This is a genomic window from Caballeronia sp. M1242 (assembly GCF_017220215.1).
In the GTDB taxonomy this organism is placed as follows: domain Bacteria; phylum Pseudomonadota; class Gammaproteobacteria; order Burkholderiales; family Burkholderiaceae; genus Caballeronia.
The window spans coordinates 203,364-227,209 of sequence record NZ_CP071132.1 but is presented as its reverse complement, the minus strand read 5'-3'; the positions used below and the strand labels follow the sequence as shown (position 1 = coordinate 227,209).

Here is a 23,846-nt window from a genome sequence, read left to right as displayed (position 1 = left end):
AGTCATGCTGCCGGACACCACCGCCGACGCCGCACTCGCCGAACCGCGCGGCAACACGCGAGCGCCCGTGCTGGACACGGTCGACCGCGTTTCCGAACTATGCTTCGGGTTGTTCATGGCGCTGACGTTCGTCGGTACGGTGTCGGCGGCGACGAGCGGCGAAGATGCCGGCCGCAAGATGCTGTACACGGCCCTCGGCTGCAATCTCGCTTGGGGGCTCGCGGATGCCGTCATGTATCTGATGCGCACGCTCGTGAACCGGGGACGGCGGCGCACACTCGCGTTTGCGATCAAGCGCGAACTCGACGCGGCCGAAGGCGTGCGAGAACTGCGCGCGAGACTTCCGCCGTTTCTCGCGCCATTCTTCTCGGACGCCGAGCTGGAATCGATTCGCAGCCGGATCGCTCGATACGATGCGCTTCCGGAGCGTCCCTCGCTGGAGCGCGACGATTTTCTTGCCGCGCTCGGCATCTTCATCATTATCGTGCTGTCCACGTTTCCGGTCGCCGCTCCGTTCGTCATCATCCGGCATGTTCCCACTGCGTTGCTCGTGTCACGCGCGCTGACGCTCGTCATGCTATTCGGATGCGGCGTTGCTTTGGGATCCTATGCGGGATGGGGTGCGCTGAAAGCGGGGTTGGCGATGGTGACGTTGGGCGTGCTTCTGACGATGGCGATCATCGCGCTGGGCGGGTAAGTCAGATCGACCGGCCAGCCGATGGATGCATCTAAATGACCGCGCCCGAGTCTTGAATTCGCCAAAGGGTTCGCATATCTTTCAATCACTATCTCGTGCTCATGGCCGCGCTCTTTAGCGCGTTGCGCTATAAGCGGCGAAACCAAAGTATCGAATGAAGACGCTGCTTTGCTCGTGTATTTCCTTGCGCATCGCCTCGTTTTCCAGAGTGCCCGACGCCGCCCGATTCGTCTATGAACAGAAGAAGGCGGAAGCCGCGAAGGAGCGTGATGCGGCGATTGCCGCCGCCCATCATGGCGCGGCTCAATAAGGTATTCAAACGCCCTTAAGCGTCTCTTAAGCATGAATGAATGAGTTTTCTCACTGTCTTAAACGATCGGTGAAAGACCCACTGCGCTGCGAGGCACAGCTTGCGCTTTAGGCGAATTGGTAGAACAGGCGAGAGACGGCCACCCGGTGGCAAGAGAACAATGCCCAAGTTCATCAACGTGCTTCTGCTCGTGTCGGCGCTCGCATGTGGCACGCATTCGCTCGCTCAGGCGCCGGCGGCAAGCGTCCCGCCGCCCGCCGCAATGAGTGCCGCGGATATCGACAAGCTCGTCGGTCCCATCGCGCTCTATCCCGACGACCTCGTTGCGATCATTCTTCCGGCTTCGACGTATCCGGTCGAAGTGGTGCAGGCCGACCGGTTTCTCGAACGCAGAAAGACGGACAAGAATCTTCCGGTCGATGAACGCTGGCAAGACTCGGTGAAGGCGCTGCTCAACTATCCCGAGATAGTGAAGAAGATGAGCACCGATCTCGACTGGACGGTTGCGCTCGGCGAAGCGGTCGTGGCGGATCAGAACGCCGTCTTGCAAGCCGTGCAGCGTTTTCGCCGGCAGACTCAATCAGTCGGCAACCTGAAGAGCGACGACAAGCAGACGGTCGTGGTCGAGAAGGAAGTGATCAAGATCGTGCCGTCTAATCCAGAAGTCATCTATGTACCGCAGTACAACCCGTCCACGGTGGTCGTGAGCAGTCCGACGCCGGTCTATACGTACGCTCCGGCGCCTTACCCCGTCTACTACTATCCGTATGCGCCCGGCGCGGCGTTCGCCACGGGAATGATCTGGGGCGCGGCCATCACCGCGGCGTGGAACGGCGGACGGTACGAGGCCAACTATAACGGCGGCAATAACACCATCAACATCAACCGCGAACAGAACGCCAATCGAGCCGACGTGCAGACCAACCTGAGCAATCGCGCGGCGAACCGGTCGGGATCGGGCGCAACGCAACAGTCGAGCACATGGCGCTCCGAGAAGAAGCCGGGACAGGTCTCCGGCACGGGCGGGCGTTCCTCGATGCAGCGCGTGGGCGACGCGCCTTCGCGTGGGAGCGGAGGAGGTGCGGGTTTCGGCGGGGCCGGCGGCACCGAGCGCGCGTCCGCACGCACGCAACTCGCCATGCAGAACACGCCTCGCGCGCATGGCGCGTCGAACTTTCAGGCGCGCGGCGGCGATGCATTGAGCGGCTATGGCTCGGGTCAAAGCGCCCGCGCGGACAGCGCGCGCGGGGCCGCGAGCCGGCAGTCGATGGCAGGCGGCCAAGGCGGTCGCAACTTCCAGGGCGGCGGCTTCGGTGGCGGCGGAGGCGGCGGCTTCTCAGGAGGCGGAGGTCGCAGCTTCGGTGGCGGCCGCGGGGGTCGTCGCTAGGGGCGCCTATGAACACTAAGTTGACTCGTCTCGTCATTTCGTTCGCGACAGTCGCGATGTTGCTCGCGCCCGCGACGGTCTTCGCAGCGACCGACCAGCAGACATTCGCGACACCCGAGGAAGCCGTCAGCGCACTCGTGCAGGCGCTCAAATCGGACGATGACGCCGCGCTCATCAGCATCTTCGGCAGCGCGCACAAGCGACTCGTCGTGACATCCGACGAAGCCGAGAATCGCCAGTTGCGCGCCAATGCGCTCGCCGAATTCGAGGCGTTTCACCGGCTCGAAGAGGCTTCGCCCGACCGACGCATTCTCGTGATCGGCGACGATGCGTGGCCCATGCCCATTCCGCTCGTTCGAGAGAACGGCGTCTGGCGCTTCGCCACGGAAGAGGGCGAGCAGGAGGTGCTGGACCGGCGTATCGGCGCGAGCGAGCGCGAGGCGATCAAGGTGCTGCGCGCGTATCTCGATGCCCAGCGCGAGTACGCTTCCCAAGATCGCATGGGGGACGGCGTGTTGCAGTACGCGCGCAAGCTCGGCAGTTCGCCCGGCAAGCGCGACGGACTCTACTGGCCAGCGGATGCGACTCGGGGCGAAGAACAAAGTCCCTTCGGTCCGCTGATCGCCGCGAGCTCGACCTATTTCAAGGACCGTCACGCGGGCGACCCGTATCACGGCTACCACTTTCGCATTCTCACGCGGCAAGGCAAGAACGCGCCGGGAGGCGCTTTCAGCTACATCATCAATGGGCGCATGCTGGCCGGCTTCGCGATGGTGGCGTACCCGGCGCAATACGGCGAGAGCGGCGTCATGACATTCATTGTCAATAACAACGGCGTAGTGTATCAGAAGAACCGGGGCCCGTCCGCGCAACCGCTGACGGAATTCGATCCGGACCCGACGTGGACGCGCGTGAACGAACCGTGACGGATAGGATCCCCCGTCTGAAATTCCGACACATAAAGGAGTCCATATGAATGCAACGTGCTGGCGCGCGCTCGCCGCCATTGTGATCGCCTCGCTCGCCCTGGATGCTCTTGCGCAAAGCAAGCCAATCGCGTATCCGTCGAAAGGACAAAGCGCGCAGCAGCAACAGAAGGATGACGGCGCGTGCTACAGCTGGGCGAAGAGCAACACGGGTATCGATCCGGCGACCGCATCGACGGCGCCGCCGCCCCAATCGGGCCCGGCTGTAGGCGGCGGCGAGCGCGTGGCCGGCGCGGCGCGCGGCGCGGCCGGCGGCGCGGTGATCGGCGCGATCACGGGGGATGCCGGCAAGGGCGCGGCCATCGGCGCGACCGCCGGCACCATGGCGGGCGGCGTGAGGGCCCGTCAGAACCGGCGCGCGCAGCAGGCCAACGCGCAAGCGCAGAGCCAGGGCGCCATGGACACGTATAACCGCGCGTGGGCCGCGTGCATGCAGGGACGCGGCTATTCCATCCAGTAGCGTTAGCGAGCCTTCTTGCGTCAATTGAATGAGGAGTGTCGAAATGAAGCGTGTCAGTCTGGTCGTCATCTCATGCCTTGTCCTTTTCGCAACCGCATTCGCAGCCGAGCCGCAAACCGACGCGACCATTACGCGGGACGCGAACGGCGCTACCGTGCAAGGTGTGTCGAAAGTGACCGCGACCATTGTCGGCATCGACCCGGCAACGCGCACCGTCACGCTCAAGACAGCGGCCGGCAAGGTCATGGAACTGGAAGTGACGAACGAGGCGCGCAATTTCGACCAGCTTGCGGTGGGCGATCTCGTGACCGCGCAGTATCGTGAATCGCTGACACTGAGTCTCGTCGACAAGAAGACGTCGCCATCGGCGTCCGAGAAGGCGACGGCCGAGCGTGCGCCCGTTGGCGCGAAGCCGGGCGGGGAAATTGGCCGCGAAGTGACCATCATCGCCGACGTCGTGGCAGTTGACCGTCATGCGAAGACCGTCACGCTGCGTGGACCGCGAGGCAATACGCTGGACCTGCATGTCGAGGACCCGGAACGGCTCAAGCGCGTAAAGAAGGGCGATCAAGTGAAGGCCGTCTATACGGAGGCGCTCGCGATATCCGTGGAACCGGCCGCGAAGAAATAGCCATGCCAAAACGCATCGGAGTGGCGTTATCACGCAGCGCATGCATCGCCGTGTTTGCGCTCGCAGGCTGCGCGCAGCCGGAGCAGCACGTCGAGGCGGGTATGGATCAGCAGGCTATCGTCGCGCGGCTGGGAACGCCCAAAGAGACGTATGACCTGCCGGGCGGCGGCAAGCGGCTCATGTGGCCCACGCAGCCGATGGGCAGCACCACCACCGCCGTCGATGTCGATGCATCGGGCAAGGTGGTGAGCGTCCGGCAAGTGCTTCAGGACAACGAGTTCTACCGCGCGGAAGTAGGCAAATGGACGCGCGACGACGTATTGATGAACTTCGGCCGCCCGTTCGAGACGGCGCATTACAAGCGAATGAATCGCGACGTGTGGTCGTATCGGTACATGGAGAACAACATCGATCATATGTTGTTCCACTTTTATTTCGACGAACAGGGCGTGCTGCGCCAAACGCAGAAGCAGCCCGACCCGAAGTACGATCCGAGCCAACGCAACGTGTTATAAAGGACACCGAACCATGATCGGGATTTCGCGCGGTCTCGCATACACGGTCGCCAAATGCAGCGTCGCGGCGACGCTCGCGATGTCGTGCGCGTGCGCGTTCGCCAACAATCTGAACTTCCTGCGCGACACGCCGATCAGCTATATGAAGCCCGCTGACCGCCAGGCGCTCAACCGCGCGGCCCAGCATGCGCTCGACACGCAGAAGGACGGGCAGTCGGTTCCCTGGAACAATGAAGGCACGGGCAATCCGGTTCATATCGAAGGCACCGTCACGCCGCGCGACACCACGCAAAGCGGCGGCGAAACGTGCCGCAGCGTGACGCTCGTTGCCGTCGCGAAAGGGCAGACGCAGCGCTGGACGCCGGTCGCCTGCAAGAAGGCGAGCGGCGAATGGCGCATCAAGAAGCGGTGAAGGCCGCAGGTGGCGAAAGAGTCAAAAGCTAACAGCGAATCCGAAGGACACGCCATGCACGTTGTGTCCGAAGACATAACGCACCATGGCGCGCGTGCGCGTGATGACAATCGGGTACTTTCTGCTGTCGAGTTCCAGACCCACACCGACCGAGGTAAGGTCGTTGAAGCCGAGCGCGCCGGCGCTGTCGCCGAAGTAATGCGAGTACGCGGTTTCGAGCACGTAGCGAAGCGGCCTGTCTAACGCGCTCAGGCCGGTCGGCGCGCGCCAGCGAGCCCACAGGCTGAATTGCTGCGCGGTCGCCGAACCCTGCACGGCATCGGACGACGAGCCGAAGCTGCGTAGATAGATATCGGTCGCGCGCAGTTCCACGTCGACTTCGTAATGCTCGCGATAGTGTTCGAGATCGAGCATCAGCGACCCGCCGACGCCATAGGCGTTGAGCACGCCGTCTTCGAGGAATTGCAGGTTCGCGTCGGCCACATGGTTGAAGACGGTCTGCGCGATGCGCAGGTCGCTCGCCACGCGGCCTACCATGCCGTTCACGATCGGCCGCAAGCGCAGTTCATCGGTAATCGGGAAGTCCCAGCCGATGCCCACCGTCGTGCTCGCCGTGTTCCATTTGGTGGGCACGGGACGTTCCTGATTGCCGTCGGTGGCGATGAAGGTCGGATCGTAGCGGCTATAGGCGACCGTGCCTTCGAGATAGAGCGGAAACGACCTGCTGATGGTAAAGCCGCCGCCGAATTGCGTCTGACCGAAACCCGGGTTGCCGGTAGTGCCGCTATTGATGGAGAGCGAGCTCGTGGTCACGTCGGGCACGGCCGTGTACGACATGATCGCGAGCACCGCGTCCGCGTACTGCTTGACGTTCGCGCCGACGAACGTGCGGCCCGGCGCCTGCGGTGGCGTGTTCTGAGCCTTTGCGTAATCCATCGGCAACGAAAGAACAAGCGGGAGCAACGAAGCCACGAATCCATGCAATCGGCCGTGCTTGAGAATCGCGTTCGGCATGCTCGGCCTCTGTTGAGATGCACGGCTGTCCAAGTCGGACCTGCATCCTTTCGCGCCGCCGGTCGCAGGACCGGCGCGGTGGCTCGATCTTAGGGGCAATACGCTAGCAATTTAGTCCAACGCGCCGAACGCGCCAAGCGGATTGCAGCAAGTGTGTCCACAGGACCACTCAGAATTTCCTAAACTGAAGTATCCGATGCATGGCAACCGCGGAGGCATGGATGAGACGAATCGAGCTTCGAAGCGTGTGTGCCGCAATCGGCGTTTTCATCTGGTTGTTCGGGCTGTATGCCACGATTCACGGTCTTCTGTATGACACCACGTCCGAATTTCGCTATGGCATGTTCGCGCTCGCCATAGGCATCGTCATATTCGTGAGCGCGCTCAATCCGCTCGCGCAGCGCAAATCTAAGGCGCGGGACGAACGCGGTTAATTCGTTAAGCACATCACACGGCCGACGCGCGACATGGTCAGGCACGCGGCTCGTCAAAGTCACTGGCTCTAACCGGTGCATTGAGGGAGAACATCGCAATGAGTGATCTCTGGCTAGGCAATGTCGAACCGAACACGACGGACGATGAGATCCGCGAATTTCTCTGCAAGTACGGGTTTCCTGCGTTCGACGCGATAGAACGCGTTCCCGGCACCGGCGAACGTCCCGCCGCGGTCGTGAGCTTCCACTCGCTCGAGCCGCACATGCTGCGCACGCTGCAGCCGCGCGTCCACAACATGTTCTGGAAGGACCGCACGCTCGTGGTGCAGGTCATGCCCGAGCGCAATGAAACGTGAAGCACGCGCGCGTCGCTTGAAACGAGCGCCACGCTTGAGTGCAGATCGAGAACCAATGGGGAGCCAACGCGATGGAAGACAAGGTTGCCGGGGAATCGGAAGGCGCGCGCTCGGGAAATCGTCTGAGCGGAAAGCAGTATGAGAAGGAACTGGCGCGCCTGCATGTGGAACTCGTGAGGCTACAGCAGTGGACCGTGCATACCGGCGCGAAAATCTGCGTGGTGTTCGAGGGACGCGACGGCGCGGGCAAGGGCGGTACCATCAAGGCACTCACGGAGCGCGTGAGTCCGCGTATCTTTCGCGTGATCGCGCTGCCGGCGCCCACGGAGCGCGAGAAAACGCAGATGTACTTTCAGCGCTATATCCCGCACCTTCCCGCTGCAGGCGAAATCGCGCTATTCGACCGAAGTTGGTACAACCGCGCGGGGGTGGAGCGCGTGATGGGGTTCTGCACGCCCGAGCAAGTGCAGACCTTCCTAAAGGGCGTGCCGCTCGTCGAGCGCGCGATCATCGACTCCGGAGTGATCCTGCTGAAGTACTGGCTCGAAGTGAGCGAAGAAGAGCAGACCCGCCGCCTCGAAGCGCGCATCCACGATGAGCGCAAGATCTGGAAGCTCTCGCCGATGGACCTGCGCTCCTATAGCCGCTGGTACGACTACTCGCGTGCGCGCGACGACATGTTCGCCGCGACGGACACCGACGATGCACCGTGGTACGTCGTGCGTTCGGACGACAAGCGGCGCGCGAGGCTCAATCTCATCAGTCACCTGCTCGAGAACATCCCTTACACCGTGCTTCCCCGCGAAAAGGTGAAGCTGCCGAAAAGGCAGAAGCCGGAGGGCTACCGCGAGAGCGATCATCCGCTGAGGTACGTGCCCGAGCGGTTCTGATGCCTCTTGCCGTCGACGCCGCACCGCCCGCTCACCGAGGGAGTCGCCATGCCGGAACGCGCATCCGCCGCTCGCGCCACCCGCGCCGGGATGATGCCCGAGTGGCTGTCGCGCTACGACAAGCAGTGGGCGCATGCCGACGTGATCGCGGGCGCGACGGCTGCGGCTGTCGTCATTCCGAAGGCGCTCGCTTACGCGACGATCGCAGGCTTGCCCGTGCAGGTGGGCCTCTACACAGCGTGCGTACCGATGCTTATCTACGCGCTCACGGGCGCGTCGCGCGTGCTGAGCGTCAGCACCACCACCACGCTTGCCATTCTTGCGGGCGATACGCTCGGCATGATGACCAAGGCCGGCGATCCGCAGATGCTCGCGACCCTGAACGCCACGCTGACCGCTCTCGTCGGCGGCATGCTCGTGGCGGCGGCCGTGTTGCGAATGGGCTTCGTCGCGGACTTCATCTCCGAGCCGGTGCTCGTGGGATTCAAGGCGGGCGTGGCCATCGTGATCGTCGTGGATCAGTTGCCGAAGCTATTCGGGATTCATTTCCCGAAGGAATCGTTCTTTCACAGCGTGGCGTCGTTGATCGGCAACCTGCCGCACGCGTCGCCGGCCACGACGGCGCTCGCGTTCATCAGCATCGCCGCCTTGGTCGCGCTGGAGCGATTCGCGCCGCACGCGCCTGCGCCGCTCATCGTGGTAGCGGCGGCGATCGCGGCCGTTGCCGTCTTCGGCTTGCGCTCGCATGGCGTCGAGACGGTGGGCGTGGTTCCCGCAGGACTGCCCTCGTGGGTGAAGCCGGACCCGGCGCTTGCGCTCGCGCTCTGGCCGCACGCACTGGGCATTGCGCTGATGAGCTTCACCGAAAGCATCGCGGCGGGCCGCGCGTTCGCACGCAACGACGAGCCGCCGCCCAACGCCAACCGCGAACTCTTCGCGACAGGTATCGCGAATGTCGGAAGCGCGCTCTTCGGAGGCATGGTGTCCGGCGGCGGCACGAGCCAGACCGCCGTCAACCGCCAAGCCGGCGCGCGTACCCAATGCGCGCAGATCGTCACGGCACTCATCGCGCTCGCCGTCATGCTGATATTCGCGCCGCTAATGGCGTTGATGCCGCACGCAACGCTTGCCGCAGTCGTCGTGTATTACTCAATCGGCCTCTTCAGCGTGGCCGAATTCCGCGCGATCCTGAGAGTGCGCAAGACCGAGTTCGTCTGGGCGCTTACTGCATGCGTGGGCGTCGTGTTGGTGGGAACGCTCGCGGGCATTGTCGTCGCCATCGTGGTCTCGCTGCTGATGCTCGCGCATCAGGTGTCGAATCCGCCGCTGTACGTGCTCAAGCGCATACCCGGCACCAACGTATTCCGGCCGGCATCGGTGCGACATCCCGACGACGAAGCGTTTCCCGGCATGCTCCTGCTGCGTCCCGAAGGACGAATCTTCTTCGTCAACGCGCAGCGCGTGGCCGACAAAATTCGTCCAATCGTTCAGGATGCCGATGCACATATCGTCGTGCTGGACCTGAGCCGTGTTTTCGACCTCGAATACACCGCGCTCAAGATGCTCGCGGAAGCCGAACAACGCCTGAGTGCAAACGGCACCGTGCTATGGCTCGCGGGCTTGAATCCGAGCGTGCTCGACAGCGTGCGCCGTTCGCCGCTCGGCGAGTCGTTAGGCGAGGCGCGCATGTTCTACAACCTGGAGCATGTGGTCGCCAGATATCGCGACACCGTTGCAACGAGCGAGGCGCGTTGACCGTCGGCATGACCGAACGTTGGGCGTCGTCGGCATCGCCTTGAAGGTCACGTCATGAGCGCACCTGCGCTTCCTTGAAATTCCTGCTGGAGGCATTCATGGAGCATACGCATGAGAAGTATCAACGGCTGATCGAGATTTCCACGACGCTGCCGCCGCTTGCCACTGCGGTCGTGCATCCGTGCGACCGGACTTCGCTCGAAGGCGCGGTGAAGGCTGCCGAGATGGGGCTGATCGCGCCGCAACTGTTCGGGCCGAGCGACCGGATCCACGAGATAGCCGGCGAGTGCGGGCTCGACATCTCGCGCTATCCGCTAGTCGACGCGCCGCACAGCCACGCGGCCGCGCAACTGGCGGTGGACAGCGTACGCGAAGCGCGCGTCGAAGCGCTCATGAAAGGCAGCCTGCACACCGACGAGGTCATGGCGGCGGTCGTGAAGCGCGAAGGTGGCCTGCGCACCGCGCGGCGCGTGAGCCACTGCTTCATCATGGACGTACCGGGGCATCAGAACGCGCTCATCATCAGCGATGCGGCGATCAACATTGCGCCGACGCTCGCGGATAAAGTCGACATCGTGCAGAACGCGATCGATCTTGGCCATGCATTGCGCCTCGAGGAAGTGCGCGTGGCGATTCTCTCGGCGATGGAAACGGTGAACCCGAAAGTGCCGTCCACGATCGAAGCGGCGGCGCTCTGCAAGATGGTGGACCGGCATCAGATCACGGGTGCGCTCGTCGACGGGCCGCTCGCGCTGGACAATGCCATCGATCTGGAAGCCGCGCACACGAAGAAGATCGACTCGCCGGTCGCGGGGCGCGCGAACGTGCTCATCGTGCCGGACCTCGAAGCGGGCAACATGCTCGCGAAAAGCCTGTCGTTTCTCGCGGGCGCGGATGCCGCGGGCATCGTGCTCGGGGCGCGCGTGCCGATCATCCTGACGAGTCGCGCCGATTCGCTGCAATCGCGGCTGGCCTCGTGCGCGATCGCCTCGCTGGTCGCGGCCAAGCGCCGCGAAGAACTGCACGTGACGGGGTGAAAAGATGGCCGACGTCATTCTGGTTCTGAACGCGGGTTCATCGAGCATCAAGTTCAGCGCATTCGACGCGCAAAGCCCCGATCTAGCGCTCGTTTCGCGCGGGCAGGCGGAAGGGCTCTTCGGCGCGCCGCGCTTCGCCGCGTTCGACGCGCGCGGCGAGCAGACCGGCGCGCATGCGTGGCCGGACGGCTCGACGCTCGAACACGCGCAAGCCATTACGCATATCGCCGACTTTCTGCGCGCGCATGGCGAAGGGCATCGCCTTGTGGGAGTGGGGCATCGCGTCGTGCATGGCGGCGCGCATTTCACGGAGCCGGTGCTGATCGACGCGAATGTGATCGCCGAACTCGACGCCCTCACGCCACTCGCGCCGCTGCATCAGCCGCACAACCTGAAGCCGATACGAATCATCGCGGAGCGCAATCCGGCCATGCCGCAAGTCGCGTGCTTCGACACGGCGTTTCACGCGGCACAGCCCGCGCTGGCGCAGGCATTTGCGCTGCCGGCATCGCTCACTGAGAAGGGCGTGCGGCGCTATGGATTTCATGGTCTTTCGTACGAGTACATTGCAAGCGCGCTGCCGGACCTCGCGCCCGCGGCAGCAGACGGGCGCACCGTGGTCGCGCATCTGGGCAACGGCGCGAGCCTATGCGCGATGTCGGCGGGCAAGAGCGTAGCCAGCACGATGGGATTCACGGCGCTGGATGGCCTGATGATGGGCACGCGCTGCGGCAACCTCGATCCCGGCGTGATCCTGTATCTGCTAGACGAGATGAACATGAGCGCGCGCGAGATCGAGGACCTGCTGTATCGCCGCTCGGGGCTGCTCGGCGTGTCCGGCGTATCGGGCGACATGCGCGCGCTTCTGGCAAGCAGCGACGCACGCGCGCGCTTTGCCATCGACCTGTATGTGTACCGGATCGCCCGCGAGATCGGTTCGATGAGCGCGGCGCTGCACGGCCTGGACGCTCTCGTGTTCACCGCAGGCATCGGCGAACATGCTGCCGAAATACGGCGGCGCGTGTGCGATGAAGCGCGATGGTGGGGCATCGAACTCGATACAGATGCGAACGCGCGCGGTCAAACGCGCATCAGCACGGCGACGAGCAAAGTCGGCGCGTGGGTGATTCCGACGAACGAAGAACTGATGATCGCGCGTCACGCGCGCAGCGTGATGGATCGCGCATCCCGTTGATGCGGGCGCTGCGCGATCTCATGCTCGTAGAAAGCGACGCGGCTTTATTCGTCCAGTCGGCTTATTTTCGTGCCCTGAAGCGAGGCATCCGCCATCAGGCCAGCGTTCGTCAATACGATCGCATTGACCGGCTTGGTGGCGGTGGTCGTATCGAGCTTGCCGTTCGCGCCCATCTTGAGAAGCGCCACCGATGCATCCGCTCCCGCTGACCAGCCCTTGGAGTTGCGGAAGTTGTCGAGCGCCTCTTGCGTCATGAAGAGAAAGATGAGCGCCTTCGACTGCGCGCCGGCCTGCAGGCCGAACGAGCCGGAAGTCGTGCTGTAGTAGCCGACCGTGTGGCCGCCTACGCGAAGCGCGCCTTTGCCGTATTCCGCGCCGACCACGAGGCCGGCCTGCAGTACCGACGGAAACACGAGGATGCCGCGGGCCTTGCCGACCAGTTCCCGCGAACCGGGAACGCTCGCATAAAGCCGCTGGATGGTGCTGTCGACATCGGCGTCGATGGAGCGCCGCTGATCGGCGGCCCCCGCCGCTTGCTCGGTGCCCGCGTTTCTGTTCATGGTGCAGCCATTCAGTGCGAGGCAACTCAGCGCGAGGACGGCGGAAGATGCCGTCACGAGAATTCGTCTTTGCATCATGGTTTCCACCGTTTGGCTAACGAAGCGTTGAATTGAGACACGGGGTGCAAAGAAAGTTATAGCACATGGACCCGGAACCGCGACCCTCGCTTGTCCCTACGGCGCGTTAAGGTGTGCTGCGGGTGCGAAGCGCGTGTTTTGAGCCGTTTTTCCCGGCCAAACGAATCCCGATTACAGCGTAAAACTTCCTCTCGCTGCATCGCAGTGGATTTGTTTGAGAAGTCGGACTGTCCGTCCTAGACTTGGACGGGGAAACGCTTTCTTTAGCGCCTCTGCGGTGAACGTCATGTCCGCGTCGTGTCATTAGTGGTCGTATGTGGTCGTATGCTGTCGGACCGGTGGCTGCTTGCGAGCCGGCGCGCTGAAAGTCGATGGTCCCGGCAACCGTGGTCAGCCGCGCGTCACGCTCCGCGGCAAGCCGCGAGGAGGCACGAAATGCTCACTCCAGTTTCCGAACGCACGCTATCGCGCGAGTTGCTCGATGTCTTGATTCGCGCAGGTCTCGTCGCCGTTCTCGCCGTCTTCTGCTTTCGCGTCTTCGTGCCATTCCTGAATCTCATGGTCTGGGCACTCATCCTGGCGGTCACGCTGTATCCGCTACAGGTCAAGCTTCGCGGTCCGCTCGGGGGCAGGAACGGAGTCATCGCGTCGCTCATCATCCTCGTCGCGTTCGCTGTGATTTTGGTGCCGACGTACCTGCTCGGCGTGGCAATAGCGAATTCGATGGAGCACGCGATGTCCATCATCAGGAGCGGCACGCTGCACATTCCGCCGCCGGCGGATTCGGTCGCCGCATGGCCGTTCGTAGGCCGTCACGTCTATGACTTCTGGGCGCAGGCGTCCACGGATATCACTGTCCTCGCGCAGAAGTTCACGCCCCAGTTGAAGCAGGCTGGCCTCGCCGTGCTCGGCACCATTACCGGTCTCGGCGCCGGGCTCGTCGTGTTCTTCCTGGCCTTGATCGTCGCCGGCATCTTCATGGCTCACGGCGAGAAAGGCTATCAGAGCGCAGTGTTGATCGCATCGCGGATCTCCGGGCCGGAGAACGGACGGCAGATCGCCGATCTGTCCACGGCGACCATTCGCGCCGTCGCGCAGGGCGTGGTCGGCATCGCGTTCATTCAGATGTTGTTGATCGGCATCGCGTTCATCGTAGTGGACATTCCCGGCGCCGGTCTGCTCGCGCTGGGCGTGCTGCTGCTCGGGATCATGCAGCTTCCCGCGACCTTCATCACGCTGCCGGTTATCGTCTATGTCGTGCTGACCGAGGGCTTCAGCGCGGCGACGATTGCTTTCGCGATTTATGTCTTCATAGCGGGGCTCGCCGATAACGTGCTCAAGCCCTTGCTGCTGGGCCGTGGCGTGGCGGTGCCCATGCCCGTGGTGCTGATCGGCGCGCTCGGCGGCATGGTCACGGGCGGCGTGATTGGACTCTTCATCGGCCCGGTCATGCTCGCGGTGGCCTATAAGCTTTTCTGGCGGTGGGTGAAGGATCAGCCTGACCGGGATGCCATCGTGCAGAGCGAGCGCGTCTAAATAGCCAGCGACGCCCTTGTGGATCACGCTTGAGCGAAGTGAAGGAGACACTGCCGAGCAACAGGTACGACGGCGGCTTGCTCATGGCGATGTTCGCGAATCATCGCCGGGCATAGCCACGGCACGCACGGTTGCGCTCGACAGCAGCATGAGCGTGATGCGCGGCAAGATCCTCGAGCCAAGGGCAGCACGCGAACAATCGGTGTATCGTCGATCCTGCTGGCCTGCGCGTGCGAGGGATGCCGGCGCGGCTCAGACCGATCGTCCGGTTTCGTTACTGCGAAGACGCGCCGCCGACTCACGCCCCTTCCACAGGAAAGATCATGTGCCGCTGGCTCGCCTATTCGGGCAATCCGCTTCAGCTCGAGACCGTGCTCTTCAACGCGAAGCATTCGCTGATCGACCAGAGCCTGCACGCCCGGCTCGGCCAGACCACCACCAACGGGGACGGCTTCGGGATCGGATGGTACGGGCATCCGACCGACATTCCGTTTCGCTATCGTTGCATTCAGCCGGCGTGGAGCGATCGCAACCTGCGCGAAGCCGCGCGCGCCATTCACGCGCCGCTGTTCGTCGCGCACATTCGCGCGGCGACCGGCACGCCGTCGCAGGAAACGAACTGTCATCCGTTCCGTTACGGCCGGTGGCTCTTCATGCACAACGGCCTCGTGCGCAATTTTCCGGCGTTGCGCCGCGATCTGATGGTGGCGGTTGCGCCCGAACTGTTCCCGTCGATCGAAGGATCGACCGATTCGGAAGTGCTGTTCTTCCTCGCGCTCACGTTCGGTCTGGCGCATGCGCCTGTCACCGCGCTCAAGCGGATGGTGGCCTTCGTTGAGGACACCGCCCGCCGCCATGGCGTGGCGGACCCGCTGAACATGACGGTCTGCGCAACCGACGGCGAGCAAATCGTGGCAGTCCGCTATTCGAGCGAAAGACAGTCGCGCTCGCTCTTTCACAACACGTCGTTCCGTCACTTGCACGAGTTGTATCCCGACGATCCGCGCATCGCGATGACCGGAGAGGACGCCTTCCTTGTCGTGTCCGAGCCGCTCGCCGATTTGCCCGGATGGTGGCAGGAGATTCCGGAGAGCACGGTGGTCGTCGCGCAGGGCGGCGAAGTCGAACAGTTTCCGTTCGAGCCGCAAGCAGCCTGATACAGGGACCTGACGCGCGGTTCAACGTTTGATCACTGCGCGACTCGTTGTCGGGCTTTCCATGATTCGTCCACGCTGTTCGCCCTGAAAGCGGCCCGACTCGGATGGCTCGTCTACGTGGCCTTGGACGTCATGGCGTCCACTGTGATCAGCGGCGCACTTCGGCTCCGGCCACGATTTCCATTGCGCTAACCGGCAGTGCGCGCGAATCAGCGCGACGACCGGCGCCGCGCGCCCGGCATCTCGTGGGCATGCGGCGTGCTCGCTTCTCCAGCCTTTTCAACGAAAGCGAAACGCATGAACATCGTCTGTGTGGCGTGGGGGTCGTTGCTATGGAATCTCAAAGGGTTCCCCATCGACGGAGAATGGCGCGAGGGCGGCCCGCTGCTTCCGCTCGAATTCGCACGCCATTCGGACGGCGAGATCGTGAGCCTCGTCGTACTGGAGTCGGGACCTTTGCAACCCACGTTCTGGGCGCGGGTCGCTCTCGACTCGCTCGACGCCGCGCGCGAGGCGTTGCGCGCGCGTGAGGATGTGCGGGCCAATGTCGTCGAATGGATCGGCAGCATTCCCGCGCCCTCAGGCATGACGTATCCGCAATCGCATGCAATCGCCTCATGGCTCGAACGCAACGGCGCCGACGCCGTGATCTGGACGGCGCTGCCGCCCAAATCGCGTGAGGTCAACGGCCGCATGCCGAGCGTCGATGAAGCGGTCACCTATCTGCAATCGCTCGGCGAAGAAGAGCGCGGCCGCGCCGAAGCCTATGTCCGGCAGTCGCCCGCCGGCATTCGAACGCCGTTTCGCGAGCGTTTCGAGGAGGTCTTCGGCTGGACGCCGACGAGCGCGGAAACGTGAACCGCACGAGAATGGCCCACTGCCACGTGAACCTCATCGATCGATGCCGCTCAATCCCGATTCCCCTCTGACCCGGCTCATGCTCGCGCCGGTTCGCTCGGGCAAAGTCGTATGGATCGGCCTGCGCGCCGCGCGGCGCGTGCCGCTCGTCGAAGTGCGCTCAGTTCGCGCATCGACAGACGGAGGGTTGGAAGGCGATCACTACAGCCGCACGCGCGGCAATCGGCAAGTCACGCTCATCGCAGCTGAAAGCCTGCGGGCGATTGCGAGCCATCTCGGGCGCGAGCGCGTGTCGCCACTGGACCTTCGGCGCAACATCGTTACAGACGGCATCAACCTGAACGCGCTGAAGGACCGGCAGGTCCGCATCGGCAGCGCGGTCCTTTTCGTGACCGGTGAATGTCATCCCTGTTCGCGGATGGAAGAAACCTTCGGCGTGGGCGGATACAACGCCGTGCGAGGCTTCGGCGGCGTCACGGCGCGCGTCGTCGAAGAGGGCGTCATCGAGACGGGCAGTCTGGTCGAGCCGGTCGGTCTTCTGCAACCGTGAGGCGAAACGGCGGACGAGGGCAGGGCTCTCATCCGCCGCGCATGGCGAACTGACTCCAAGACAGCCGGTGGATTGTCCTTCAACCGGCTTTAGGCTGGTGCATGATGGGCGCGGAATTCAAGCAGCGGTCGCCAGATCGGTGAGAAAGCGCACCCGCTTCAAGCGCGTCGGCGTGCTCGTGCGCAACGCGCCGTGCCGATTATTCCTCTTAGCGTTCAGCATCGCATCGTCCCGATTCTGGTATCCGGACACCTTCGTTGCAAGGCACGTCGCACCAGTGCAACAATGCATTGCATCCGCCGCTCTTCCACCAAGATGCCGGCGTCCGTACTCTCCCCACATCGCGTTGCGCACTTCGTCGTACCAGCCGCCACCCACGGTAGCGGTTGTCATATTGGCGCCGGAAAATGATCGCCGGCTAATGCTCTATAACGTCAAAGAGGAAATGACCATGCCGTACGTCACAACGAAAGACAACGTCGAAATCTTCTACAAGGACTGGGGTCCGAAGGATGCGCAGCCGATCGTCTTCCATCACGGCTGGCCGTTGTCTTCCGACGACTGGGACGCGCAGATGCTCTTCTTCGTGCAGAAGGGTTATCGCGTGATCGCTCATGACCGGCGCGGTCATGGCCGCTCGACGCAGGTTTCGGACGGACACGACATGGACCACTACGCGGCGGACGCCTTCGCCGTCGTCGAGGCGCTCGACCTGCGCAATGCGGTGCACATCGGCCATTCGACCGGCGGCGGGGAAGTGGCGCGCTATGTGGCGAAGCACGGCGAACCGGCGGGGCGCGTCGCCAAGGCCGTGCTCGTCAGCGCCGTGCCGCCGCTCATGCTCAAGACCGAAGCGAATCCCGAAGGCCTGCCGCTCGACGTGTTCGACGGCTTCCGTAAGGCGCTCGCCGACAACCGCGCGCAGTTTTTCGTCGATGTTCCCGCGGGTCCGTTTTACGGATTCAATCGTCCGGGCGCGACCGCGCATCAGGGCGTGATCCAGAACTGGTGGCGCCAGGGCATGATGGGTAGCGCCAAGGCGCACTACGACGGCATCAAGGCGTTCTCCGAGACCGACCAGACGGAAGACCTGCGCGCCATCTCCGTGCCGACGCTCGTGCTGCACGGCGAAGACGATCAGATCGTGCCCATCGCCGATGCCGCGTTGAAGTCGATCAAACTGCTCAAGAACGGCACGCTGAAGACGTATCCCGGCTTCTCGCACGGCATGTTGACGGTCAACGCGGAAACGCTCAACGCGGACCTTCTCGCGTTCATTCAGTCCTAAGCGACAGACGTAAGCGACAGACGTAAGTCACCCATGCCGGGCTCGCGCAAGCGAGCCTGCGCTGCACGCGGCGGCGCGCGGCTCCATCAGGAGTCCACGGCTGCCGCGTTCTTCATTCTGGCATTCCTGAATGCCTTTGCGCCTCGCGCCGTCGAGCGCATCGCCCGCCGCAATAGAATGCAAGTCCGAGCTCGCATGGACTGCGCGCCGGAGCCGAAGCGCGCTTCGTCCGTTTGCGCTGCCGCGTCCCCCCTATTTACGGGTGGGCGACGCAGGACCGTATCGGCGTATTGTTGTGTCGTTCCGCGTCAACGGCGGCCACGTGAACGGAGGTGCGCCGCGCGGATCGACTTGCCATCGCGCCGCGAGCGCGCATCAGCGCTTGGCCGAGCCGACTCGCGCGGCATACGCTCATCGAGTATGGATGCGGCATATTTTAAGAATAGAGTGGGAGACATCATGAGCGGTACGAATTCGGGAACCTTGGTTCATCGGTTTCTGCACTGGGAGCAAACGCAACCGGATGCGATCTATCTGACCGAACCGACGCCGGACGGACACGTCGTCGACTACACGTGGAAGGACGTCGGCGACGAGGCGCGGCGCATGGCCGGCTGGCTGCGCTCGTTACAGTTGCCCCCAGGCAGCTCTATCTCCATCGTCGGCAAGAACAGCGCGCACTGGATCATCGCGGATTTGGCCATCTGGCTCGCCGGCCACGTTTCGGTGCCGCTCTATCCCACGATCAATCCCGATACCGCTCGATACGTCTTCGAGCATTGCAACGTGCGCGTGGTATTCGTCGGCAAGCTCGACGGCGTGACCGACGCATGGAACGCCATCCGCAAGGTCGTTCCTGCGAACGCCCGGCTCGTCGGCCTGCCGATGTCGCCGGCCACGCCCGAAGCGTCCTGGTGGAGCGATATCGTCGCCGACACCGCGCCGCTCGAAGACGTGCATCTGCCGTCGCCGGACGAACTCGCGACGATCATCTACACGTCGGGCAGCACTGGGCGTCCAAAGGGCGTCATGCACAGCTTCGGCACCATCTTCGCGTACGCCACGCGCTCGGGCGACTTCGGCAGCTTCACGCCGGCCGAGCGCGTGCTCTCGTATTTGCCGCTCGCGCACACGGCCGAGCGCTCGTTCGTCGAGGCCAATTCGCTGTGCCACGGCTTTCGCGTGTTCTTCAACGACAGCCTTGCGACCTTCGTGCAAGATCTGCTGCGGGCGCGGCCCACGCTTTTCATCTCCATGCCGCGTCTGTGGACCAAGTTCTATCACGGCATCTGCGCGAAGCTGCCGCAAGAGCAGCAGGCGCTGCTGCCTTCGGACACGCCCGAAGCCGGCGCGCTCAAACGCCAGATCTTGACTATGCTCGGCCTTGACGCCACGCGGCTCGCGTTCACCGGGTCCGCGCCGCTGCCGGAGGAAATCACGGACTGGTATCGCGCGCTCGGTCTCGAACTGCTGGACGTGTACGGGATGACGGAGAACTTCTCGTATTCGCACTACAGCCGCCCCGGACTTGTGCGCCTCGGCTATTCGGGCCAGGCGATGCCCGACGTCGAATGCAAGATAGCCGAGAGTGGCGAGATTCTGCTGAAGTCGCCGACGATGATGCTCGGGTACTATCGCCAGCCCGAGCTGACTGCGGACAGTTTCACGGAAGACGGATTCTTCAGGACAGGCGATCGCGGTGAACTGGACGAGATCGGCCGGCTGAAGATCACCGGTCGAGTGAAGGAGATCTTCAAAACGAGCAAGGGCAAATACGTGACCCCCGCGCCGATAGAGAACCGGCTGAGTCATCCGAAGGTGGAAGCGGTCTGCGTCACCGGACCGGCATTCGCGCAGCCGTTCGCGCTCGTGATGCTGTCGGCGGCGGCACAGGGCGATCTGGACGCCCCCGCGACGCGCGAAGCCTTGCGGGCGGAACTGCGCGCGTTGCTGGACAACGTTAACGCGACGCTCGAAGACCACGAGAAGCTGGACTTCATCGTGGTCGTCAAGGATTCGTGGCGGATCGACAGCGGCCTGCTCACGCCGACGATGAAAATCAGGCGCGGCAGTATCGAGGAGCGTTACCTGTCGGCTGCCCGCGCGTGGGCCGAACTCGGGCAATCGGTCATTTTCGAGGACGAAGTCCTGCAAGCGCAACACTGACGCTGCGGGAGCGTCGCCCGAAACGCCGCGCGCGTGCGAGAGCGCGCGGCGTTTCGCTTATCGGAGCGCGTCTTTTATCGAGGCCAGGCCGAGAAGCGATATTTCGCGTCGTTCGCGAGCATGGGCCGAAACGCCGACGCTCACCATCTCGCAGTCCCACGCGAGTTGATGCTTCGTCGAGAGCAAGGGTTTCCTGAAGGTATCGGCCGAAGGGGTGAGCCGTTGCAGGCCGGCCGCGTCGGCGCCGCTTTGCACGTACGCGACGCGCGCGCACACGCAGCCTTGCTGATGCCGCGCGCCGATATCGCTCGCGAGCCGCATCGCGCGCTCGTCGTCGAACGTCTCGCGGCCGATGATGCTCGCGCTGCGCAACGAAGTAGCACTTCGAAGCGCCTGCCGCGCCGAATACCCGCCGCCGACGTCCAGCGCCGATCCGTACGGATATGGATTCCAAGCCATACCCTCCGGCCAGCCCAAGCGCGGCCGAATGCTGCAGTCAACGGCTATGCGCCCGCTCGGCCTTCCACTCGCTCTGGTCCATCGCGAGACGGAAACCCAGGTGCGACATGCCGTTCATCGGGTCGGTGCCGCGCCGCGCGCTCACGCGGTAGCTTTGGCAATACGTTTCGCTGCACAGAAAGGAGCCGCCGCGCGTCACGCGTTCCGGCGCGTAGGCCGTTGGGCCGTTCTCCGGATCGAAACTCTGCGTCGGTCCCGCCGGATTGCTCACGACATCGCCGCGAGCCGCTTCGATGCGAAACGCGTCGGCGCGATACCAGTCCGCGACCCACTGCCACACGTTGCCGGCCATATCGAAGAGGCCATAGCCGTTCGCCGGAAAACTGCCGACCGGCGACGTGCCGACCTGCACCTTCTCGTGCGCGTCCGGCAGATTGACGGGAAACGTGTGCGCGCTGTCGTTCCACGTGTTGGCCATCTGGCGGCCGCCCGGCGCGAATTCCGCGCCCCACGCGAAGTCCGCCTGTTGCAGGCCGCCACGCGCGGCGTACTCCCATTCGGCCTCGGTCGGCAGCCGCTTGTGCGCCCAGCGCGCATAGGCGAGCGCGTCCTCGTACGACACCTGCACGACCGGATGATTTTCCTTGCCGGCGATGCTGCTGTCAGGCCCGGTCGGATGCCGCCAGTTTGCGCCGGGCACGAATGTCCACCAGCGCGTGTAGTCGTTGAGCGGCACGGGGGCGTCGGTGCCGGTAAAGACGAGCGCGCCGGGAACCAGCGTGCTCTCGGGCGGACGCGGCGTGCCCGGCGGCAACTGCACTTGCAGATCTTCCCAGCGAGGCTTGCGCTCCGCCGTGGTCACATAGCCGGTCGCCGCGACGAAGCGCGCGAACTCGGCATTCGTGACATCGTGCCGGTCCATCCAGTAGCCGCCGAGCTTGACCGTGTGCGCCGGGCCTTCGTTCGGCAGTGCGTGCGGGTGTGCGCTGCCCATCGTGAACGTGCCGCCCGGTATCCATACCATGTCGTTCGGGCCGCTGCGGCCGTCGCCGACGGTCAGCGCCGCAGGCTCGCGCCGCTCGTATTCGTAGTAAGCGAGAGCGGAGCCCGCCAGCATGACGGCAAGCGCCACGACGCTCGCAAAGCGCCGTTGTCGAATCGTGAGCTTCATCTCGAGTCTCGTTCGCGCCTGAGCGCCCGCTCTCGCGGGAGAGCGGGCGCCGCGCATCACTTCAGGGAGATTACGTGGCGTGGCGGGTATTTCTTGAGCACCTCGCGATACCGCTGCATTTCCGCCACGAGCGGCACCGAGACCGGAATGTGACGAATTGCAACGGACTCCTCTTCTTTCGGGTCGCTGTACAGATTGAAGACGAGCGCGGTCCACGCCGACTGCATCGTGCCGGAGAAGCCGCCGTTGTAGCCTTGCCGCGTGACCGAATCGCCCACTTGCATCTTCTGCATCAGCTTGAATTCGTCGACGCGCACGGCCGAGAGGTCGTCGTTCCAGAAGTAGAAGATGCTGCGCCGGTTCGACACGCCTTTGTCGGCGAGCAGGAACGAAGTCTGGTCGATGCCGTCGATATAGCTACTCGCCGGCACGAGCTTCGATACAGCCGCGCCGGGCTGACCGGCGAGGGCGACCGACGTATTGAAGATGTCGGCGAAATCGAACAGGCCGTCCGAGCGGCGCGGCTCGACCATGCCTTTCCAGTAGACGAAAAACGGCGAGCGCACGCCGCCTTCCCACGTCGAACCCTTGCCGCCGCGAAACATCGTGCGTCCGGCGGGCTGCACTTCCTGTTCCGGCCCGTTGTCGGAGGCGAAGAAGATGATCGTGTTGTCCAGCTCGCCATTGGCTTCAAGCGTGTCGATCATCTTCTTGAAGATGTCGTTCACCTCGACGATGCAATCGCCATAGTTCGTGCGCGCCGCCGACCGGCCGCGGTAGTAGTCGTTCGGATAGTTGTCGAAATGGCAGGCGCGCGGCGCGTAATAGAGAAAGAAGGGCTTCGCGGCGTCTTTCTGCCGGTCGAGAAACGCGACCGTGTAGTCCAGCCACTTCCGATCGAGATCCTTGATGGTGTCCGTGTTGATCTCGTAGAGGCTCTCGATCTTGCCGCCTTTCACTGCATGAACATCGCTCTTGTTGAACGGCAGATTCAGGATGTAGCGATACCGCTCCGGACTGAGCGCGACCTCGGGGTTGTACTGCGGATCGCGCCATTCCGTGTACATGTCGGACACGGAGAGGAACCCGCGGAAGTCGTCGAAGCCGACGTTCTGCGGCTGCGAACCTTCGTTCTCGCCCATATGCCACTTGCCGACCGCCTGCGTCGTATAGCCCGCGCGCGACAGCACTTCGGGCAGGGTGGTGAGTCCCGCGAGTCCGCCCGGCTGGCCGTACATCGGCGGCACCTGAATGCCGTGGTGCGCCATGTTCTGCCCGGTCATGATGGTGGCGCGCGTGGGCGAGCAGCTCGGCTGCGAATACGCCGAGCTCAGAATGAGGCTTTGCTTTGCGATGCGGTCGACGTCCGGCGTCGCGTTGCCCACGGCGTCGCCGCCGCCGTTGAAGCCGAAGTCGCTGTAGCCCACGTCGTCGAGCAGAAAGACGACGATATTCGGCCGCTTGCCGGTCTTGCCGCGCAGCGCGGCGAGCTTTTGCGCTGCCTCGTCGGCCTGATCGGCGTGCTCGACGACGGGCTCCATGTTGTCCGCGATCTTCGTCGCGCGGCGCGAGAGATACTGGTTCGGCTGGTTGTAGCCGGGGAGGTTGTCGACCCGGGTGGGCTGCGTGATGGAAGGGCTGCTGGACGTCGCCGCGAGCGTCTGGCTCGCCGCGATGACGGCCGCCGACGCGGCCAGCAGCAGAGCCGGGATGAAACGTTTCATGCTGTCTCCGATGGTTGTTTCCGCGCCGGACGGCGGCGAGTCCGTGCCGGCGAGCGCGGCGCGCGACGCGCTGGCAAGCCGATGCCGCAAGCCCTGCGCACAAGAATGCGCGTCGCTCTCGGCGCCGGCCATGCGGCACGTGACGAGAATAGCAATGCTGAGGAACGCGCCGCCCCCCTCTGAAATGGGGGGCGACGCGTGTAGTCCGTGCGCGGCTTTC

Annotated in this window: 25 protein-coding genes; 20 read left to right on the top strand and 5 right to left on the bottom strand. The window is 63.9% G+C overall.

What is annotated here, in order from left to right:
- Positions 1 to 4: 4 nt before the first annotated feature.
- The 8 genes from JYK05_RS24545 (at position 5) to JYK05_RS24510 (ending at position 5,398) form a co-directional block, all read left to right on the top strand.
- Positions 5 to 697, top strand: coding sequence for a hypothetical protein (locus JYK05_RS24545; RefSeq protein ID WP_206470861.1), 693 nt, complete (start codon positions 5 to 7; stop codon positions 695 to 697).
- 154 nt (positions 698 to 851) lie between these two features.
- A complete protein-coding gene (locus tag JYK05_RS24540) occupies positions 852 to 1,007 on the top strand; it encodes a hypothetical protein (RefSeq protein ID WP_206470860.1) in 156 nt (51 codons plus the stop codon).
- A gap of 160 nt (positions 1,008 to 1,167) precedes the next feature.
- Complete coding sequence (locus JYK05_RS24535; RefSeq protein ID WP_206470859.1) at positions 1,168 to 2,394, top strand: DUF3300 domain-containing protein; 1,227 nt, start codon at positions 1,168 to 1,170, stop codon at positions 2,392 to 2,394.
- 8 nt (positions 2,395 to 2,402) lie between these two features.
- Entirely contained in the window at positions 2,403 to 3,320 is a 918-nt protein-coding gene (locus JYK05_RS24530) for a DUF2950 domain-containing protein (protein WP_206470858.1), read from the top strand.
- Between the two features lie 46 nt (positions 3,321 to 3,366).
- Positions 3,367 to 3,840 (top strand): glycine zipper family protein, encoded by a 474-nt coding sequence (locus JYK05_RS24525; protein WP_175945383.1) that lies wholly within the window; start codon positions 3,367 to 3,369, stop codon positions 3,838 to 3,840.
- Between the two features lie 43 nt (positions 3,841 to 3,883).
- Complete coding sequence (locus tag JYK05_RS24520) at positions 3,884 to 4,471, top strand: hypothetical protein (RefSeq protein WP_206470857.1); 588 nt, start codon at positions 3,884 to 3,886, stop codon at positions 4,469 to 4,471.
- 2 nt (positions 4,472 to 4,473) lie between these two features.
- Positions 4,474 to 4,986, top strand: a complete 513-nt coding sequence (locus JYK05_RS24515) for a hypothetical protein (protein ID WP_206470856.1) — start codon at positions 4,474 to 4,476, stop codon at positions 4,984 to 4,986.
- Between the two features lie 13 nt (positions 4,987 to 4,999).
- Entirely contained in the window at positions 5,000 to 5,398 is a 399-nt protein-coding gene (locus JYK05_RS24510; RefSeq protein ID WP_206470855.1) for an RT0821/Lpp0805 family surface protein, read from the top strand.
- Positions 5,399 to 5,419: 21 nt separating this feature from the next.
- On the opposite strand, the gene JYK05_RS24505 is transcribed toward JYK05_RS24510, so the two are convergent.
- The gene (locus tag JYK05_RS24505) at positions 5,420 to 6,334 is read right to left on the bottom strand and encodes a hypothetical protein (protein WP_241270148.1); all 915 of its coding nucleotides are present in this window, start codon (positions 6,332 to 6,334) and stop codon (positions 5,420 to 5,422) included.
- Between the two features lie 299 nt (positions 6,335 to 6,633).
- Here JYK05_RS24505 and JYK05_RS24500 point away from each other — a divergent pair, with 299 nt between their 5' ends.
- The 6 genes from JYK05_RS24500 to JYK05_RS24475 all read left to right on the top strand — a co-directional run bounded on the left by JYK05_RS24500 (position 6,634) and on the right by JYK05_RS24475 (position 12,079).
- Positions 6,634 to 6,846, top strand: coding sequence for a DUF2964 family protein (locus tag JYK05_RS24500; RefSeq protein WP_206470854.1), 213 nt, complete (start codon positions 6,634 to 6,636; stop codon positions 6,844 to 6,846).
- A 98-nt stretch (positions 6,847 to 6,944) separates the two neighbouring features.
- Entirely contained in the window at positions 6,945 to 7,202 is a 258-nt protein-coding gene (locus JYK05_RS24495) for an RNA-binding protein (RefSeq protein WP_175945391.1), read from the top strand.
- A 71-nt stretch (positions 7,203 to 7,273) separates the two neighbouring features.
- Complete coding sequence (gene ppk2, locus JYK05_RS24490; protein ID WP_175946162.1) at positions 7,274 to 8,092, top strand: polyphosphate kinase 2; 819 nt, start codon at positions 7,274 to 7,276, stop codon at positions 8,090 to 8,092.
- A 48-nt stretch (positions 8,093 to 8,140) separates the two neighbouring features.
- On the top strand, positions 8,141 to 9,847 hold the full coding sequence (locus tag JYK05_RS24485) for a SulP family inorganic anion transporter (RefSeq protein ID WP_206470853.1): 1,707 nt from the start codon (positions 8,141 to 8,143) through the stop codon (positions 9,845 to 9,847).
- Between the two features lie 98 nt (positions 9,848 to 9,945).
- Positions 9,946 to 10,884, top strand: a complete 939-nt coding sequence (locus JYK05_RS24480; protein ID WP_206470852.1) for a phosphate acetyltransferase — start codon at positions 9,946 to 9,948, stop codon at positions 10,882 to 10,884.
- A 4-nt stretch (positions 10,885 to 10,888) separates the two neighbouring features.
- Positions 10,889 to 12,079 (top strand): acetate/propionate family kinase, encoded by a 1,191-nt coding sequence (locus JYK05_RS24475; RefSeq protein WP_206470851.1) that lies wholly within the window; start codon positions 10,889 to 10,891, stop codon positions 12,077 to 12,079.
- Positions 12,080 to 12,123: 44 nt separating this feature from the next.
- Here JYK05_RS24475 and JYK05_RS24470 read toward each other — a convergent pair whose 3' ends face one another.
- Positions 12,124 to 12,714 (bottom strand): YSC84-related protein, encoded by a 591-nt coding sequence (locus JYK05_RS24470; RefSeq protein WP_206470907.1) that lies wholly within the window; start codon positions 12,712 to 12,714, stop codon positions 12,124 to 12,126.
- Between the two features lie 438 nt (positions 12,715 to 13,152).
- On the opposite strand from JYK05_RS24470, the gene JYK05_RS24465 reads away from it, so the two are divergent.
- From JYK05_RS24465 to JYK05_RS24440, 6 genes are all read left to right on the top strand, one after another.
- A complete protein-coding gene (locus JYK05_RS24465; RefSeq protein ID WP_206470850.1) occupies positions 13,153 to 14,253 on the top strand; it encodes an AI-2E family transporter in 1,101 nt (366 codons plus the stop codon).
- Positions 14,254 to 14,576: 323 nt separating this feature from the next.
- The gene (locus JYK05_RS24460; protein ID WP_175945399.1) at positions 14,577 to 15,410 is read left to right on the top strand and encodes a class II glutamine amidotransferase; all 834 of its coding nucleotides are present in this window, start codon (positions 14,577 to 14,579) and stop codon (positions 15,408 to 15,410) included.
- Between the two features lie 297 nt (positions 15,411 to 15,707).
- Positions 15,708 to 16,268, top strand: a complete 561-nt coding sequence (locus tag JYK05_RS24455) for a hypothetical protein (protein WP_206470849.1) — start codon at positions 15,708 to 15,710, stop codon at positions 16,266 to 16,268.
- A 43-nt stretch (positions 16,269 to 16,311) separates the two neighbouring features.
- Positions 16,312 to 16,818, top strand: a complete 507-nt coding sequence (locus JYK05_RS24450; protein WP_206470848.1) for an MOSC domain-containing protein — start codon at positions 16,312 to 16,314, stop codon at positions 16,816 to 16,818.
- Positions 16,819 to 17,269: 451 nt separating this feature from the next.
- Positions 17,270 to 18,106 carry an alpha/beta fold hydrolase gene (locus JYK05_RS24445; RefSeq protein WP_206470847.1) on the top strand — a complete coding sequence of 279 codons (837 nt, stop codon included), beginning with the start codon at positions 17,270 to 17,272 and terminating at the stop codon, positions 18,104 to 18,106.
- Positions 18,107 to 18,565: 459 nt separating this feature from the next.
- Positions 18,566 to 20,272 carry an AMP-binding protein gene (locus JYK05_RS24440; RefSeq protein ID WP_206470846.1) on the top strand — a complete coding sequence of 569 codons (1,707 nt, stop codon included), beginning with the start codon at positions 18,566 to 18,568 and terminating at the stop codon, positions 20,270 to 20,272.
- 57 nt (positions 20,273 to 20,329) lie between these two features.
- On the opposite strand, the gene JYK05_RS26770 is transcribed toward JYK05_RS24440, so the two are convergent.
- Genes JYK05_RS26770 through JYK05_RS24425 form a run of 3 tightly spaced genes read right to left on the bottom strand, consistent with a single transcriptional unit; the run spans position 20,330 to position 23,626 of the window.
- On the bottom strand, positions 20,330 to 20,731 hold the full coding sequence (locus tag JYK05_RS26770) for a hypothetical protein (RefSeq protein WP_371826487.1): 402 nt from the start codon (positions 20,729 to 20,731) through the stop codon (positions 20,330 to 20,332).
- 37 nt (positions 20,732 to 20,768) lie between these two features.
- Positions 20,769 to 21,902, bottom strand: coding sequence for a formylglycine-generating enzyme family protein (locus JYK05_RS24430; protein WP_206470845.1), 1,134 nt, complete (start codon positions 21,900 to 21,902; stop codon positions 20,769 to 20,771).
- Positions 21,903 to 21,958: 56 nt separating this feature from the next.
- Positions 21,959 to 23,626 (bottom strand): sulfatase-like hydrolase/transferase, encoded by a 1,668-nt coding sequence (locus JYK05_RS24425; RefSeq protein WP_206470844.1) that lies wholly within the window; start codon positions 23,624 to 23,626, stop codon positions 21,959 to 21,961.
- Positions 23,627 to 23,846 lie beyond the last annotated feature (220 nt).

What these genes read in the sequence shown, in the direction of transcription:
- JYK05_RS24545 (WP_206470861.1), top strand. Translation starts at nt 5, where the DNA reads ATGCTGCCGGACACCACCGCCGACGCCGCACTCGCCGAACCGCGCGGC.
- JYK05_RS24540 (WP_206470860.1), top strand. Translation starts at nt 852, where the DNA reads ATGAAGACGCTGCTTTGCTCGTGTATTTCCTTGCGCATCGCCTCGTTT.
- JYK05_RS24535 (WP_206470859.1), top strand. Translation starts at nt 1,168, where the DNA reads ATGCCCAAGTTCATCAACGTGCTTCTGCTCGTGTCGGCGCTCGCATGT.
- JYK05_RS24530 (WP_206470858.1), top strand. Translation starts at nt 2,403, where the DNA reads ATGAACACTAAGTTGACTCGTCTCGTCATTTCGTTCGCGACAGTCGCG.
- JYK05_RS24525 (WP_175945383.1), top strand. Translation starts at nt 3,367, where the DNA reads ATGAATGCAACGTGCTGGCGCGCGCTCGCCGCCATTGTGATCGCCTCG.
- JYK05_RS24520 (WP_206470857.1), top strand. Translation starts at nt 3,884, where the DNA reads ATGAAGCGTGTCAGTCTGGTCGTCATCTCATGCCTTGTCCTTTTCGCA.
- JYK05_RS24515 (WP_206470856.1), top strand. Translation starts at nt 4,474, where the DNA reads ATGCCAAAACGCATCGGAGTGGCGTTATCACGCAGCGCATGCATCGCC.
- JYK05_RS24510 (WP_206470855.1), top strand. Translation starts at nt 5,000, where the DNA reads ATGATCGGGATTTCGCGCGGTCTCGCATACACGGTCGCCAAATGCAGC.
- JYK05_RS24505 (WP_241270148.1), bottom strand. Translation starts at nt 6,334, where the DNA reads ATGGATTACGCAAAGGCTCAGAACACGCCACCGCAGGCGCCGGGCCGC.
- JYK05_RS24500 (WP_206470854.1), top strand. Translation starts at nt 6,634, where the DNA reads ATGAGACGAATCGAGCTTCGAAGCGTGTGTGCCGCAATCGGCGTTTTC.
- JYK05_RS24495 (WP_175945391.1), top strand. Translation starts at nt 6,945, where the DNA reads ATGAGTGATCTCTGGCTAGGCAATGTCGAACCGAACACGACGGACGAT.
- ppk2 (WP_175946162.1), top strand. Translation starts at nt 7,274, where the DNA reads ATGGAAGACAAGGTTGCCGGGGAATCGGAAGGCGCGCGCTCGGGAAAT.
- JYK05_RS24485 (WP_206470853.1), top strand. Translation starts at nt 8,141, where the DNA reads ATGCCGGAACGCGCATCCGCCGCTCGCGCCACCCGCGCCGGGATGATG.
- JYK05_RS24480 (WP_206470852.1), top strand. Translation starts at nt 9,946, where the DNA reads ATGGAGCATACGCATGAGAAGTATCAACGGCTGATCGAGATTTCCACG.
- JYK05_RS24475 (WP_206470851.1), top strand. Translation starts at nt 10,889, where the DNA reads ATGGCCGACGTCATTCTGGTTCTGAACGCGGGTTCATCGAGCATCAAG.
- JYK05_RS24470 (WP_206470907.1), bottom strand. Translation starts at nt 12,714, where the DNA reads ATGCAAAGACGAATTCTCGTGACGGCATCTTCCGCCGTCCTCGCGCTG.
- JYK05_RS24465 (WP_206470850.1), top strand. Translation starts at nt 13,153, where the DNA reads ATGCTCACTCCAGTTTCCGAACGCACGCTATCGCGCGAGTTGCTCGAT.
- JYK05_RS24460 (WP_175945399.1), top strand. Translation starts at nt 14,577, where the DNA reads ATGTGCCGCTGGCTCGCCTATTCGGGCAATCCGCTTCAGCTCGAGACC.
- JYK05_RS24455 (WP_206470849.1), top strand. Translation starts at nt 15,708, where the DNA reads ATGAACATCGTCTGTGTGGCGTGGGGGTCGTTGCTATGGAATCTCAAA.
- JYK05_RS24450 (WP_206470848.1), top strand. Translation starts at nt 16,312, where the DNA reads ATGCCGCTCAATCCCGATTCCCCTCTGACCCGGCTCATGCTCGCGCCG.
- JYK05_RS24445 (WP_206470847.1), top strand. Translation starts at nt 17,270, where the DNA reads ATGCCGTACGTCACAACGAAAGACAACGTCGAAATCTTCTACAAGGAC.
- JYK05_RS24440 (WP_206470846.1), top strand. Translation starts at nt 18,566, where the DNA reads ATGAGCGGTACGAATTCGGGAACCTTGGTTCATCGGTTTCTGCACTGG.
- JYK05_RS26770 (WP_371826487.1), bottom strand. Translation starts at nt 20,731, where the DNA reads ATGGCTTGGAATCCATATCCGTACGGATCGGCGCTGGACGTCGGCGGC.
- JYK05_RS24430 (WP_206470845.1), bottom strand. Translation starts at nt 21,902, where the DNA reads ATGAAGCTCACGATTCGACAACGGCGCTTTGCGAGCGTCGTGGCGCTT.
- JYK05_RS24425 (WP_206470844.1), bottom strand. Translation starts at nt 23,626, where the DNA reads ATGAAACGTTTCATCCCGGCTCTGCTGCTGGCCGCGTCGGCGGCCGTC.